This is a genomic window from Streptomyces sp. NPDC055025, from assembly GCF_053608565.1.
Genome location: NZ_JBSGVS010000058.1, coordinates 25,198 through 38,702 on the forward strand (window position 1 = coordinate 25,198; position 13,505 = coordinate 38,702).

General features: G+C 71.2%; 15 protein-coding genes. 12 read left to right on the forward strand and 3 right to left on the reverse strand.

The features are described from left to right. Positions 1-2 precede the first annotated feature (2 nt). A complete protein-coding gene (locus ACWGDX_RS29920) occupies positions 3-1,031 on the reverse strand; it encodes a hypothetical protein (protein WP_453630559.1) in 1,029 nt (342 codons plus the stop codon). Positions 1,032-1,260: 229 nt separating this feature from the next. Then, entirely contained in the window at positions 1,261-2,862 is a 1,602-nt protein-coding gene (locus ACWGDX_RS29925; RefSeq protein WP_453630561.1) for an oxidoreductase, read from the reverse strand. A 194-nt stretch (positions 2,863-3,056) separates the two neighbouring features. On the opposite strand from ACWGDX_RS29925, the gene hisD reads away from it, so the two are divergent. The 9 genes from hisD to bdeA all read left to right on the forward strand — a co-directional run bounded on the left by hisD (position 3,057) and on the right by bdeA (position 9,992). Beyond that, positions 3,057-4,379, forward strand: a complete 1,323-nt coding sequence (hisD, locus tag ACWGDX_RS29930; RefSeq protein WP_365902391.1) for a histidinol dehydrogenase — start codon at positions 3,057-3,059, stop codon at positions 4,377-4,379. Next, entirely contained in the window at positions 4,376-5,494 is a 1,119-nt protein-coding gene (locus tag ACWGDX_RS29935) for a histidinol-phosphate transaminase (protein WP_453630563.1), read from the forward strand. The genes hisD and ACWGDX_RS29935 overlap by 4 nt, the downstream gene beginning before the upstream one ends. After that, the gene (gene hisB, locus ACWGDX_RS29940; protein WP_382865223.1) at positions 5,491-6,084 is read left to right on the forward strand and encodes an imidazoleglycerol-phosphate dehydratase HisB; all 594 of its coding nucleotides are present in this window, start codon (positions 5,491-5,493) and stop codon (positions 6,082-6,084) included. Before ACWGDX_RS29935 ends, hisB begins: the two co-directional genes overlap by 4 nt. Further along, positions 6,081-6,248, forward strand: coding sequence for a hypothetical protein (locus tag ACWGDX_RS29945; RefSeq protein WP_169922667.1), 168 nt, complete (start codon positions 6,081-6,083; stop codon positions 6,246-6,248). Before hisB ends, ACWGDX_RS29945 begins: the two co-directional genes overlap by 4 nt. Beyond that, entirely contained in the window at positions 6,245-6,898 is a 654-nt protein-coding gene (gene hisH / locus ACWGDX_RS29950; RefSeq protein WP_453630565.1) for an imidazole glycerol phosphate synthase subunit HisH, read from the forward strand. Before ACWGDX_RS29945 ends, hisH begins: the two co-directional genes overlap by 4 nt. A gap of 17 nt (positions 6,899-6,915) precedes the next feature. Then, positions 6,916-7,641 (forward strand): bifunctional 1-(5-phosphoribosyl)-5-((5-phosphoribosylamino)methylideneamino)imidazole-4-carboxamide isomerase/phosphoribosylanthranilate isomerase PriA, encoded by a 726-nt coding sequence (gene priA, locus ACWGDX_RS29955; protein ID WP_453630618.1) that lies wholly within the window; start codon positions 6,916-6,918, stop codon positions 7,639-7,641. Beyond that, the gene (locus tag ACWGDX_RS29960) at positions 7,638-8,042 is read left to right on the forward strand and encodes a RidA family protein (RefSeq protein WP_453630567.1); all 405 of its coding nucleotides are present in this window, start codon (positions 7,638-7,640) and stop codon (positions 8,040-8,042) included. The genes priA and ACWGDX_RS29960 overlap by 4 nt, the downstream gene beginning before the upstream one ends. Further along, positions 8,039-8,794 (forward strand): imidazole glycerol phosphate synthase subunit HisF, encoded by a 756-nt coding sequence (gene hisF / locus ACWGDX_RS29965; RefSeq protein WP_453630569.1) that lies wholly within the window; start codon positions 8,039-8,041, stop codon positions 8,792-8,794. Before ACWGDX_RS29960 ends, hisF begins: the two co-directional genes overlap by 4 nt. Positions 8,795-9,041: 247 nt before the next feature. Beyond that, complete coding sequence (bdeA, locus tag ACWGDX_RS29970; protein ID WP_453630571.1) at positions 9,042-9,992, forward strand: bis(hydroxyethyl) terephthalate hydrolase; 951 nt, start codon at positions 9,042-9,044, stop codon at positions 9,990-9,992. Between the two features lie 37 nt (positions 9,993-10,029). On the opposite strand, the gene ACWGDX_RS29975 is transcribed toward bdeA, so the two are convergent. Beyond that, complete coding sequence (locus tag ACWGDX_RS29975) at positions 10,030-10,662, reverse strand: TIGR03085 family metal-binding protein (RefSeq protein WP_453630573.1); 633 nt, start codon at positions 10,660-10,662, stop codon at positions 10,030-10,032. An 85-nt stretch (positions 10,663-10,747) separates the two neighbouring features. On the opposite strand from ACWGDX_RS29975, the gene hisI reads away from it, so the two are divergent. Genes hisI through ACWGDX_RS29990 form a run of 3 tightly spaced genes read left to right on the forward strand, consistent with a single transcriptional unit; the run spans position 10,748 to position 13,441 of the window. Next, complete coding sequence (hisI, locus tag ACWGDX_RS29980; protein ID WP_453630575.1) at positions 10,748-11,179, forward strand: phosphoribosyl-AMP cyclohydrolase; 432 nt, start codon at positions 10,748-10,750, stop codon at positions 11,177-11,179. Between the two features lie 37 nt (positions 11,180-11,216). Continuing rightward, entirely contained in the window at positions 11,217-12,719 is a 1,503-nt protein-coding gene (locus tag ACWGDX_RS29985; protein WP_453630577.1) for an anthranilate synthase component I, read from the forward strand. Between the two features lie 14 nt (positions 12,720-12,733). Next, the gene (locus tag ACWGDX_RS29990) at positions 12,734-13,441 is read left to right on the forward strand and encodes a TIGR02234 family membrane protein (RefSeq protein ID WP_453630579.1); all 708 of its coding nucleotides are present in this window, start codon (positions 12,734-12,736) and stop codon (positions 13,439-13,441) included. The last annotated feature ends 64 nt before the right edge of the window (positions 13,442-13,505 follow it).

Below are 13,505 nucleotides of genomic sequence, written 5' to 3' on the forward strand. Positions count from 1 at the left end.
GGTCAAGCGTAATGGCCGCGGGGCGGTCTCCGTTCTGCTCTGCCCCGCAAAGGCGTCGCCGAGGCCACCTGGATCCGCGCCCGGTCGCGCGTTTCCAGGAACTGGCCCAGCGGATCGTCGGTGAAACAGGTCCACGGGAAGGACGTCGCGTACGGTCCGATCAGGCGGAACTGTTCCAGCGCCTCGTTCCAGCGCCCCCGCTCCACCAGTACGTACACCAGCAGATTGCGCACCTCGGCCGGCCAGGGATCGCCCGCGGTGTACTCGGCGGAGACCGTGATCGCGAGGTCGGCGGCGGCGTCGACACGGTCCAGCTGTACGGAGGTGAGCTGTCCGCCGAGCAGTTGGGTGAAGGCGGCCCGTACCGGCAGCGCGCGCACGAGCGAGCCCGGCAGCGCGTCGTACGCCGCCTGCTCGGCGAAGTCGAAGCACTCGCGGTGCGAGCCGTACCACTGGGCCGAGAGGTACTGGAGTGCCGAGACATGGCAGCCGTAGTGGTGCGAGGAGCGGCGTACGGCCTGTTCCCACAGCGTCTCGAAGGCGGAGTGCGTGGCGTGGGTGCCGCGAGCGTGGTCGAGCGCGACGCGCCACGGCACCGGGTCGCGCGGATCGCCGTCGGCCGCGGCGTCGATCAGCGGGCCCGTCTCACGCAGCCGTTCGGCACGGGCGGGCGACTCCCACGCTCTGCGGATGGCGAGTTCGGCCTTGACGAGCAGGGCGTCGGGATCCCGGGGCGCGGCACGGAGCCAGGCGGTCAGCCAGGCGTCACGGCCGTGGGCGAAGGCCGCCAGCCGCATCACATAGCGGTCGCGGTTCTCCCACTCGGCCGATTCCCGGGTGGTCGCCAGCAGCTTCGCGGCCTGCTCGTACTCGCCGAGCGCGGCGGAGACCAGTGCGGGGCCGAGCCGGTCGTCCGGGGCGTCGAGCAGCACCGCGTCGTCCGGCGGCAGCCCGGCGCTGAGCCGCGGGGTGTGCCGGACCATACGCGCGGTGCTGATCAGGGCGCGAAGCAAAGACATGGTGCGGACCATTGAAAACCGCAGGTGGCGGAGGCGCCAGAGGGCTGCTGTGAAGCTTTGGTAGGGGGTCGAAGGTTGTCCTGGCGAAAGTCAAGGGACGGCAAAGAATCGGCTGAGGGTGAACCCGCGGGACGGACCGGGCCGCGTCGACGTTCTGGTCGCACACGGCCGCCGGCATCGGCATGAAGCGCCCCGGGGGCGAACCGAGCCCTCAAAAACGAGAGGCCCTCGGCCGGACAGCCTAGCCCCGTCGGAGCAGGCGGGACGCGCCCGTCGCGACCGATGTCGCCAGGATCCAGCCCAGTATCACCAGGGTCGCCGCCGCCCACTGCCAGCCGCCCGTCAGCAGCCAGTAGCCGTCCTGGCCGAGGTTGATGACCGGGATCAGCAGATCCAGCGCGTAGAGCGCCGGGTTCCACTCCGGGTGCTCCGTGGCCTTGATCGACGGCGGGGCGTGGCGCGCGAAGCCGATCGTGCCCGCGCCCCAGAGGACCGCCATCCAGAGGGCCGCCCGGCCGGGGCGGTAGCCGTACGCGACCGTCCAGTCCTGGAGGTACCCCCAGAGCTTCGCGGCGAGCGGCAGCGTCTCGCGGCGGCGGCGCTGTTTGGCGAGCAGCACCTCGCGCGCGTCGGCGTCCTCGCCGCTGTTGCGCAGCACCTGGGCCAGTCGTTCGTACGGTTCGGGGGAGTACTCGGGCGTCGCCGCGGCCACCCACTCCAGCCGTCGAGGCAGCGGGAAGTGGCCGAACGGGACGAGGTTCTCGTAGACGAAGCCGCCCATCGCCAGACCGCCCGGTCCCGGCCAGCTCGTCGACATGTCGACCAGTGTGACGATCTTCGCGCCGCTCAGGACGACCCGGCCCTCCTCCGGGCGTTCGCATTTGAAACGCAGTTCGGGGGTGACGATCCGGCGCAGTGAGACCTCGTCCGTGGCCGCCAGGAAGAACCGCGCCTGGTCCACGTCGACCGCGTCCCCGAACCGGCCGTCGTCCAGCCGTACCCCGCCCCGGCACTCGAACGGCTGCAACCGGGTGCCGTGCAGGGGTGTCGAGACGCGTCCGATGCCGTGCGGCGGCGTGGCCCCCGGCGCTCCGGTCTCCTCGCTCACCCACGCGCCCGTCATGTAGAGGGACCGTTCCACCGTGAGCTGCGGGGCGTTGAGCGCGCGCCGCGCCGCCGCCGCGCGCAGCCGGCTGCCCCGCAGGCTCAGCGACACACCGATCTTCGCGCCCCGCAGACTGACCTCGCCGTATGTCTCGATCTGATCGGCCTGGAGATCCTGGGCGACGGACATCCCGTCGGCGGTGATCGCCCGGCCCAGCCGGTCGGGCCGTACGTCGATCTGGCTGATCAGCAGATCCGTACCGATCTGCGCGTCGGTCAGCCGGATCCCCCGGTCGACCCGGCAGCGCGGCAGATGCAGATCGCCCTCGGTGCGCAGCCGGGCCGCCTCCAGGCGCGGTATCGCACAGCCCACCATCCGCAGGGTGGTGAAGTGGGACTCGGGCAGCACCACCTCGTTCTCGAAGCGGCAGTGGTTCAGCTCGACGTACGGCGCTATCGTGCCGCCCGCGAGATTGAGCGTCCCGGTGATCTGGATCCCGCGGAGCTTGAGCGCCGCGACCCGGCCGGGCAGTGCCGTGGGTCCGCTGAGCAGCAGCAGGGCGATGACACGGGCGCGCACACTGCGCTCGGTGCCCCAGGGGAGCGGCGAGAAAGGATCGTTCAGCAGCGGGTCCGAGGTGCTCAGGTCGTAGGTACTGCCGTTGCGGAACGACTGCCACATGCCCAGTTCCGCCGCGCTGAGCCAGTCGGGAGATTCGTCGTCCTGCGGCTCGGTCACTGCCGCCTCCGCTTCCCCTGATTGCGTACAGATAGTCACCGACGTTGTACAGACGGTTCTTGGCCGGTCTGTACAACGGTTGTGCCCGCTGAGTGACGTGCTGAACGCTAGTGGTGAGACGGGCCGTCCGGGGCATGTATCAGCCAGTGATACAGCCGTCCGACGGCCTGATCCGGTCTGCGAGAATTGACCCCGTGATCTCACGAATCGATCTGCGCGGTGACGCCCTCCCCGAGGGCGGAGCCCTGCGTGACCTGCTGCCCCGAGCCGAGTTCGACGTGGAAGCCGCCCTGGAGAAGGTGCGGCCCATCTGCGAGGACGTGCATCATCGGGGCACCGCGGCGCTGATCGAGTACGCCGAGAGATTCGACGGTGTGACGCTGGAGCGGATCCGGGTGCCCGTGGCCGCTCTCGGCGCCGCCCTGGAGGCGCTCGACCCCGCCGTACGGGCCGCTCTGGAGGAGTCGATCCGGCGGGCCGAGCTGGTCCACCGCGCCCAGCGGCGCGGCTCGCACACCACTCAGGTCGTCCCCGGCGGCACGGTGACCGAGAAGTGGGTTCCCGTCGGGCGTGTGGGCCTCTACGCGCCGGGCGGCCGGTCCGTCTATCCGTCGTCCGTGGTCATGAACGTGGTGCCGGCGCAGGTGGCGGGTGTCGAGTCCATCGCGCTGGCCTCGCCCGCCCAGCGGGAGTTCGGCGGTCTGCCGCACCCGACCATCCTGGCGGCGTGCGCGCTGCTCGGGATCGACGAGGTGTACGCGGCGGGCGGTGCCACGGCCGTCGCGATGTTCGCGTACGGGACGGACGAGTGCGCTCCCGTGAACATGGTCACCGGCCCCGGCAATATCTGGGTCGCCGCCGCCAAGCGCTACTTCACCGGCCGGATCGGTATCGACGCCGAGGCCGGTCCCACCGAGATCGCGATCCTCGCCGACGCGAGCGCCGATCCCGTCCATGTCGCCGCCGACCTGATCAGCCAGGCCGAGCACGACCCGCTCGCCGCGGCCGTCCTCGTCACCGACTCGGTGGAGCTGGCCGACGCGGTGGACAAGGAGCTGGTGCCCCAGACCGCGGCCACCCGGCACATCGAGGACCGGGTCGTCCCCGCGCTCTCCGGCCGGCAGTCGGCGGTCGTGCTGGTCGACTCCGTCGAGGACGGCCTGAGGGTCGTGGACGCGTACGGTGCCGAGCACCTGGAGATCCAGACCGCCGACGCGGCCGGGGTGGCCGGGCGGGTCCGCAACGCGGGCGCGATCTTCGTCGGTCCGTACTCCCCGGTCTCGCTCGGGGACTACTGCGCGGGCTCCAACCATGTCCTGCCGACCGGCGGTTGCGCCTGTCACTCCTCGGGGCTCTCCGTCCAGTCGTTCCTGCGCGGAATCCACATCGTGGACTACAGCGAGAGCGCGCTCGCCGAGGTCGCCCACCATGTGGTGACGCTCGCGGAGGCGGAGGACCTGCCGGCGCACGGCGCGGCCGTGAAATCGAGGTTCGGATGGCAGGTGCCCGGTCAGTGACCAGCTCCGTCTTCGGCATCGACGATCTGCCCGTACGGGACGAGCTGCGCGGGAAGTCCCCGTACGGCGCTCCCCAGCTCGATGTCCCCGTGCAGCTCAACACCAACGAGAACCCCTACCCGCTGCCCGAGCCGCTGGTCGAGCGGATCACCGAGCGTGTGCGCGAGGCCGCGCGCGGGCTCAACCGCTATCCGGACCGGGACGCGGTCGAGCTGCGCACCGGGCTGGCCGCGTATCTCACCCGTACCGGGAAGTACCCGCTGACCACCGCGAACGTCTGGGCCGCCAACGGCTCCAACGAAGTCATCCAGCAACTGCTCCAGACCTTCGGCGGTCCCGGCCGTACGGCGATCGGCTTCGAGCCCTCGTACTCGATGCACGGACTCATCGCGCGCGGTACCGGCACCGGCTGGCTCTCGGGGCCGCGGAACGAGGACTTCACCATCGATGTGGACGCGGCGCGCGAGGCGCTCGCCGAGCACCGGCCCGATGTCGTCTTCATCACCTCGCCCAACAACCCCACGGGCACGGCCGTCGACGCCGGGACGGTCCTCGCGCTCTACGAGGCCGCCCAGACGGCGCGGAAGTCGCTCGTCGTGGTGGACGAGGCCTATGTCGAGTTCAGCCACCGGCCCTCCCTGCTGCCGCTGCTGGCGGACCGGCCGTATCTGGTCGTGTCCCGCACGATGTCCAAGGCCTTCGGCGCGGCGGGACTGCGCCTCGGCTATCTCGCGGCGCATCCCGCGGTGGTCGACGCCGTCCAGCTGGTACGGCTGCCCTACCACCTCTCCGCCGTCACCCAGGCCACCGCGCTCGCCGCGCTGGAGCACACCGATACGCTGCTCGGGTACGTCGAGACGCTGAAGGCCGAGCGGGACCGGCTGGTCGGGGAGTTGCGGGCGATCGGTTACGAGGTCACCGAGTCGGACGCGAACTTCGTCCAGTTCGGCCGCTTCGAGGACTCCCACACGGCGTGGCAGCGGATTCTCGACCGGGGTGTCCTGATCCGTGACAACGGCGTACCGGGCCGGCTGCGGGTCACCGCGGGCACCCCGGCCGAGAACGACGCGTTCCTCGACGCGGTACGTGATCTGAAGAAGGAGCAGAGCGCATGAGCCGGATCGGCCGTGTGGAACGCAGTACGAAGGAAACCTCCGTGGTCGTCGAGATCGATCTCGACGGCAGGGGGAAAGTGGATGTGTCGACGGGGGTCGGTTTCTACGACCACATGCTCGACCAGCTCGGCCGGCACGGTCTGTTCGATCTCACGGTGAAGACCGAGGGCGATCTGCACATCGACTCGCACCACACCATCGAGGACACCGCGCTCGCCCTCGGCGCCGCCTTCCGGCAGGCCCTCGGCGACAAGGTCGGCATCTACCGCTTCGGCAACTGCACGGTGCCGCTGGACGAGGCGCTCGCCCAGGTGACGGTGGACCTCTCGGGCCGTCCATATCTGGTGCACAGCGAGCCCGAGAACATGGCGCCGATGATCGGCGAGTACGACACGACCATGACCCGGCACATCCTGGAGTCCTTCGTGGCCCAGGCGCAGATCGCACTGCATGTCCATGTCCCGTACGGGCGCAACGCCCACCACATCGTGGAGTGCCAGTTCAAGGCCCTCGCGCGCGCCCTGCGGTACGCCTCCGAGCGCGACCCGCGCGCGGTCGGCATTCTTCCTTCGACCAAGGGCGCCCTATGACCGGTCTGTCGACCATTCTGATCGTCGTGGGGCTTTTCCTGGCCGGGGGTGTCTATTCCTTTGCCAAGCAGAAGCTGCCCAAGGGCGTGATCGTGCTGCTCGCGCTCTGCTCCGCGCTCTGTCTGATCGCCGGGGTCCTGCGTATCCAGGGGATCTGGGAATGACCAAGACCGGTAAGAGCGGCAAGAGCGTAGTGGTGTTCGACTACGGATTCGGCAATGTCCGCTCCGCGGAACGGGCCCTCGCCCGCGCCGGCGCCGAGGTCGAGATCACCCGTGACTTCGACCGCGCCATGAACGCCGACGGGCTGCTCGTCCCCGGTGTCGGGGCCTTCTCCGCCTGTATGAAGGGGCTCACCGCCGCCCGGGGCGACTGGATCATAGGCCGCAGACTCGCGGGCGGCCGTCCCGTCATGGGCATCTGCGTCGGTATGCAGATCCTCTTCGAGCGGGGCATCGAGCACGGCGTGGAGACCGAGGGACTCGACGAGTGGCCCGGCACGGTCGCGCCGCTGACCGCGCCGATCGTCCCCCACATGGGATGGAACACGGTCCAGGCACCGGAGGACAGCGAGCTGTTCGCCGGTCTCGACGCCGGGGCCCGGTTCTACTTCGTCCACTCGTACGCGGTGCACGACTGGAACCTGGAAGTCACCAACCCCAAGATCCGGGCCCCCAGGGTCACCTGGTCCACGCACGGTGAGCCGTTCGTGGCGGCCGTGGAGAACGGGGCACTGTGGGCCACCCAGTTCCACCCCGAGAAGTCCGGCGACGCCGGTGCCACGCTGCTGACCAACTGGATCGGAACCCTCTGATGTCACCCGAGGCTCTTGTGCCGAAGCTCGAACTCCTCCCCGCCGTCGACGTCCGCGACGGCCAGGCCGTACGGCTCGTCCACGGCGAGTCCGGTACGGAGACGTCCTACGGCTCGCCCCTCGAAGCCGCCCTCGCCTGGCAGCGCTCCGGTGCCGAGTGGCTGCATCTCGTCGACCTCGACGCCGCGTTCGGCACCGGCGACAACCGCGAGCTGATCGCCGAGGTCGCCGCGGCCATGGACATCAAGGTCGAACTCTCCGGCGGTATCCGCGACGACGCCTCGCTCGCCGCGGCCCTCGCCACCGGCTGCACCCGGGTCAACCTCGGTACGGCCGCGCTGGAGAGCCCCGAGTGGGTCGCCCGGATCATCGCCGCGCACGGCGACCGGATCGCGGTCGGCCTCGATGTACGCGGCACCACACTGCGCGGCCGGGGCTGGACCCGGGACGGCGGCGACCTCTACGAGACGCTGGCCCGGCTGGACTCCGAGGGCTGCGCCCGCTACGTCGTCACCGACATCGCCAAGGACGGCACGCTCCAGGGCCCCAATCTGGAGCTGCTGAAGAATGTCTGCGCCGCGACCGACAAGCCGGTCGTCGCCTCCGGCGGGGTCTCCTCGCTGGACGATCTGCGCGCCATCGCCTCGCTCGTGCCCGTGGGCGTCGAGGGCGCGATCGTCGGCAAGGCCCTCTACGCCAAGGCGTTCACCCTGGAAGAGGCGCTGACGGCGGTGCGCGGATGACCGGTACCACGGGGGTGCGGAGGATCTCCTCCGGCGGGCCCTGGGAGGAGTCCTTCGGCTACTCCCGCGCGGTCGAACTGCCGAGCGGTCTCGTCCTGGTGTCCGGCTGCACCTCGGTGGTCGACGGCAGGATCGCGGAGGGCGGTCCGTACGAGCAGACGAAGACCGCCTTCGGTGTCGCGTTCAAGGCGCTGGGGGAACTGGGCCTCGGCGCCGGGCATGTGGTCCGTACCCGGATGTACCTCACCCATGTCCGGGACGCCGAGGAGGTCGGCCGCGCCCACAAGGAGCTGTTCGACGCCGTGCGCCCCGCCGCCTCGATGATCGTCGTCGCCGGGCTGATCGATCCCAGTCTCTTCGTCGAGGTCGAGGTCGAGGCCTACCGGGGAGGTGCCGGATGACTCTCGCCGTACGGGTCATCCCCTGCCTGGACGTGGACAACGGCCGGGTCGTGAAGGGCGTCAACTTCCAGAATCTGCGCGACGCCGGCGATCCCGTCGAGATGGCCAAGCTGTACGACGCGGAGGGCGCCGACGAGCTGACGTTCCTCGACATCACCGCCTCGTCCGGCGACCGGGAGACGACCTACGACGTGGTGCGCCGCACCGCCGAGCAGGTCTTCATCCCGCTCACCGTCGGCGGGGGCGTCCGTACCCCCGAGGATGTCGACAAGCTGCTGCGGGCCGGCGCGGACAAGGTCGGGGTCAACACCGCGGCCATCGCGCGGCCCGAGCTGATCCGGGAGATCGCCGAGCGCTTCGGACGGCAGGTGCTGGTGCTGTCGGTCGACGCGCGGCGCACCCCGTCCGGCTCGTTCGAGGTCACGACACACGGCGGACGGCGGGGCACCGGTATCGACGCCGTCGAATGGGCCCACCGGGCGGCCGAGTTGGGCGCCGGGGAGATTCTGCTCAACTCGATGGACGCGGACGGTACGAAGGACGGCTACGACACGGAGATGATCGCGGCCGTGCGCCGCCATGTGACCGTGCCCGTCATCGCGTCCGGGGGCGCGGGCCGGCTCGCCGACTTCCCGCCCGCCATCGACGCGGGCGCGGACGCCGTACTGGCCGCCTCCGTCTTCCACTTCGGCGATCTGCGGATCTCGGAGGTCAAGCAGGCGCTGCGGGAAGCGGGCCATCCGGTGCGCTGAGCACGGGTGTTGATCCGGACCGGGACCGAAGGCACCACCCGGGGCACGCCTGTTCGCCTGTGGGAAAGGGTGGAATCCGGTGAAGGCCGGGGAAGACTGACGAGGACTGGTGAAGACCGGTGAACTCGCCGGTGCTCTCCGGACGAATGCGCCGTGAGAGTGGAACCGTCAGTGACAATCGCGGTTCCACTCCGGCGCACCCGACGGCTTCCGGTGTGGCTCCGTCACGACCGAGAGGCCCCCCACCGTGCAGCAGCAGCACGCTCAGCCGCGTACCCCCGCCCGTACCCGAAGTGCCCGGAGTTCTCGAAGTGCCCGCATCACCTGGAGCCTCGCGGCGGCCACCGCGGGGCTCTTCGCCGCGCTGATCCCGGGCGCCGCCCAAGCCGCGGACAATCCGTACGAGCGCGGCCCCGCGCCCACCGCGGCCGGCGTCGAGGCTCCCCTCGGCCCGTACGCCGTCTCCCAGATCCGGGTGGCGCGGTCGAGCGTGAGGGGCTTCGGCGGCGGCACCATCTACTACCCGACCTCCACCGCGGACGGCACCTTCGGCGCGGTGGCCGTCTCGCCCGGCTTCACCGGCACCCAGTCCAGCATCGCCTGGTACGGACCGCGTCTCGCCTCCCAGGGCTTCGTCGTCCTCACCATCGACACCATCACCGTGCTCGACCAGCCCGCCGGGCGTGGACGCCAACTCCTCGCGGCCCTCGACTATCTGACGGGTGATTCGGCGGTCAGGGACCGGGTCGACCCCGGGCGCCTCGGTGTCATGGGCCACTCGATGGGCGGGGGCGGCTCCCTGGAGGCCGCCAAGAGCCGTACGTCACTGAAGGCGGCCATCCCGCTGACCGGCTGGAATCTGGACACGACCTGGCCCGAGGTCCGTACGCCCACCCTGGTGGTCGGGGCCGACGGCGATACGGTCGCGCCGGTCGCGGGGCACTCCGAGCCGTTCTACGAGTCACTGCCCGGCACGCTCGACAAGGCGTATCTGGAGCTGAGGGGCGCCGTCCACCGCACCCCGATCACGGCGAACACCACGATCGCGAAGTACAGCGTGTCCTGGCTGAAGCGGTTCATCGACAACGACACCCGCTACGAGCGGTTCCTCTGCCCCCCGCCGGCGCCGGGCCCGGCGATCGCGGAGTACCGGGACACCTGTCCGCACACCCCGGTCCCGGCACCGGACAGGACCTAGGTGTTGTCCGGCCGGACAACACCTGGATACCGAGCTTCTAGATACCGAGCTTCGCCTCCTGGAGCCGGGCGATCGCGTCCTTGTCGCCCTCCAGCTCCACATCCGTGACGCCCTGCCGTCCGAACACGAAGAGCACCAGCTCACCCGGCTCACCGGTGACCGTGACCACCGGTGTGCCGCGGTGGGCCACGGCCGTCTGGCCGTCCGGGCGGCGCAGCACCAGACCCACCGGGGACCTGCGCCCCAGCATCCGGCCGCCCTTCTCCAGCCGTGACCAGAGCGCGTCCGAGAAGACCCGGTCCAGCTCACGCGGGGTCCAGTCGGGCCGCGCCCGCCGGACATCCTCGGCGTGCACATAGAACTCGATCGCGTTCGCCGCCTCGTCGATCTGCTTGATGCCGTACGGGGACAGCCGCGGCGGTCCCGTACGGACGAGGTGGATCAGCTCCTCGTACGGCTTCGCGGCGTACTCCGCCTGCACCCGCTCCAGCCGGTTCCTGAGCGCGGGCACCAGCACCCCGCCCGCCGCGTCGGGGCGGCGCTCGCGCACCACGACATGGGCCGTGAGATCCCGGGTCAGCCAGCCGTCGCAGAGCGTCGGCGCCTCCGGGCCCGCGGCTTCCAACAGGTCGGCGAGCAGCAGCCGTTCACGCTTCGCATGGGTCGACATGGCCCCCACCCTACGGCGGCCCGGCCCCGTCCGCCCAGTGGACACCGGGCCCGGCGGACGGCGCGGGCGCGGCACAATGGGACCCATGAGCAGTACGTCCAGCACGCCCAGCACGCCGTCCGCCGCCGCCGGTACACCCACCACCGCCGGAGCCGCCGGCCCCGGTCCGGGCCATGGACTCGACCCCGCCATCGCGGACCGGCTCAAGCGGACCGCCGACGGACTGCTCCCGGCCATCGCCCAGCAGTACGACACCGGCGAGGTGCTGATGCTGGGCTGGATGGACGACGAGGCCCTGCACCGCACCCTGACCACCGGCCGCTGCACCTACTGGTCCCGCAGCCGCCGCGAGTACTGGGTCAAGGGCGACACCTCCGGCCATGTCCAGCACGTCAAGTCCGTCGCCCTGGACTGCGACGCCGACACCGTTCTGGTCCAGGTCGACCAGGTGGGAGCCGCCTGCCACACCGGCGCGCGCACCTGCTTCGACGCGGATGTCCTGCCGCTCGGACGGTGAACGGCCCGGTCCGTCCCACCGAGTAGGGTCAGCCGCCATGGACCTTGAGACCTTCCGCAAGCTGGCGGTGGACCGCCGTGTCATCCCCGTCAGCAGGCGCCTCCTCGCGGACGGCGACACCCCGGTCGGCCTGTACCGCAAGCTCGCCGCCGAGCGTCCCGGGACCTTCCTGCTGGAGTCCGCGGAGAACGGCCGCTCCTGGTCCCGCTACTCCTTCATCGGGGTACGGTCCGCCGCCACGCTCACCGAACGCGACGGCCGTACCCACTGGCTCGGCACCCCGCCCGTCGGGGTCCCCGTGGACGGTGATCCGCTGGCCGCCCTGCGCGCCACCGTGGAGACCCTGCACACCCCCCGCGATCTCTCCTCCGGCATGCCGCCCTTCACCGGCGGCATGGTCGGCTATCTCGGATACGACATCGTCCGCAGGCTGGAGCGGATCGGCGAGCACGCGCGCGACGATCTGCGCATCCCCGAGCTGACCATGCTGCTCACCTCGGACCTCGCCGTACTCGACCACTGGGACGGCACGGTCCTGCTGATCGCCAACGCGATCAACCACAACGACCTGGACACCGGTGTGGACGAGGCGTACGCGGACGCCGTCGCCCGGCTCGACGCCATGGCCGCCGATCTCGCCGAGCCGCTCCACTCCGCGCCGGCCGCGCTGCCCGTCTCCGAACTGCCCGAGTACACCGCGCTCTGGGGCGGCCCCGACTACCAGGCCGCCGTCGAGGACATCAAGGAGCGGATCAGGGCGGGCGAGGCCTTCCAGGTCGTCCCCTCGCAGCGCTTCGAGACCCCCGTCACCGCGAGCGCCCTGGACGTCTACCGGGTGCTGCGCGCCACCAATCCGTCGCCGTACATGTATCTCTTCCGCTTCCCGCACGAGGACGGCAGGACCTTCGACGTCGTGGGCTCCAGCCCCGAGGCCCTGGTCAAGGTCGAGGACGGACGCGCGATGGTGCACCCGATCGCCGGGACCCGGCACCGGGGCGCCACCCCGCGGGAGGACCAGGCCCTCGCCGAGGAACTGCTCGCCGATCCCAAGGAGCGCGCCGAGCACCTCATGCTCGTCGACCTCGGCCGCAACGATCTGGGCCGGGTCTGCGCGCCGGGCACCGTCGAGGTCGTGGACTTCATGTCGGTCGAGCGGTACTCGCACGTCATGCACATCGTGTCCACGGTGACCGGTCGGGTCGCCGAGGGCCGTACCGCCTTCGACGTGCTGACCGCCTGCTTTCCCGCAGGCACCCTCTCCGGGGCGCCCAAGCCGCGCGCCATGCAGATCATCGACGAGCTGGAACCCACCCGGCGCGGACTGTACGGCGGCTGCGTCGGCTATCTCGACTTCGCCGGGGACTCCGACACGGCCATCGCCATCCGTACCGCGCTGCTGCGCGACGGCACGGCGTACGTCCAGGCGGGGGCGGGTGTCGTCGCCGACTCCGATCCGGTCTCCGAGGACATCGAGTGCCGCAACAAGGCCGCCGCCGTGCTGCGCGCCGTGCATACCGCGAACCGCCTGAACGGCGGGTGACACGGTAGGGGATAGTGGGGTACGTGAGCGCCGTTCCCGTACCCCAGCCCCATGCCGTCGTCCCGGTGGCCACCGCGTCGAGCGGCGGCCGCCGTGCTCTCGCGGCCGCCCTGTTCCTCGGCGCCGTGGGCGCCGCCGTGGCGCTGATCGCCTCCGGCCAGACCTGGGCCCAGGGCACGGCGGCCGTCGGCGGCGGTTCCCTGCCGCTCGACGCCAACGGCCGTGATGTGACGGGGGTGCCCGCCGCCCTCGCCGTCGTCGGTCTCGCGGCGCTCGTCGCCGTCTTCGCCGTCCGCAGGGCCGGACGGCTGCTGGTCGCCGCCCTGCTGGCGCTGAGCGGCGCGGGGGCGGCCCTCGCCGCGTTCCTCGGCGCGTCGGACAGCTCGGCGGTGGACGAACTGGCCGCCAGGACCACCGGTGACGCCGCCGCGACGGTGGACGCGCTGAGCCATACCGCCTGGCCGTACGTGACCACGGCGGGCGGGGTGCTGATCCTGCTCGCGGGGCTGCTCGCGGTGGTGTACGGCAGGCAGTGGCCCGCGATGTCCGGGCGGTACGAACGCTCCGGCGCGGCGGGCTCCGGCGGCCCCGGCGCGGGCGCGTACGCAGGGCGCGGTGGCCGGCGTACGCCCGTCGTGGACCCCGACCGTCCCGAGGACCTGTGGAAGGCCCTGGACCGCGGTGAGGACCCGACGCGCGAGGACCCCGCGCGCGAGAGCTGAACCACATCGCCCGACCCCCGGGGCCGGACGCGTTCCCGATGCTGGACAATGTTCGGTGAGCGTC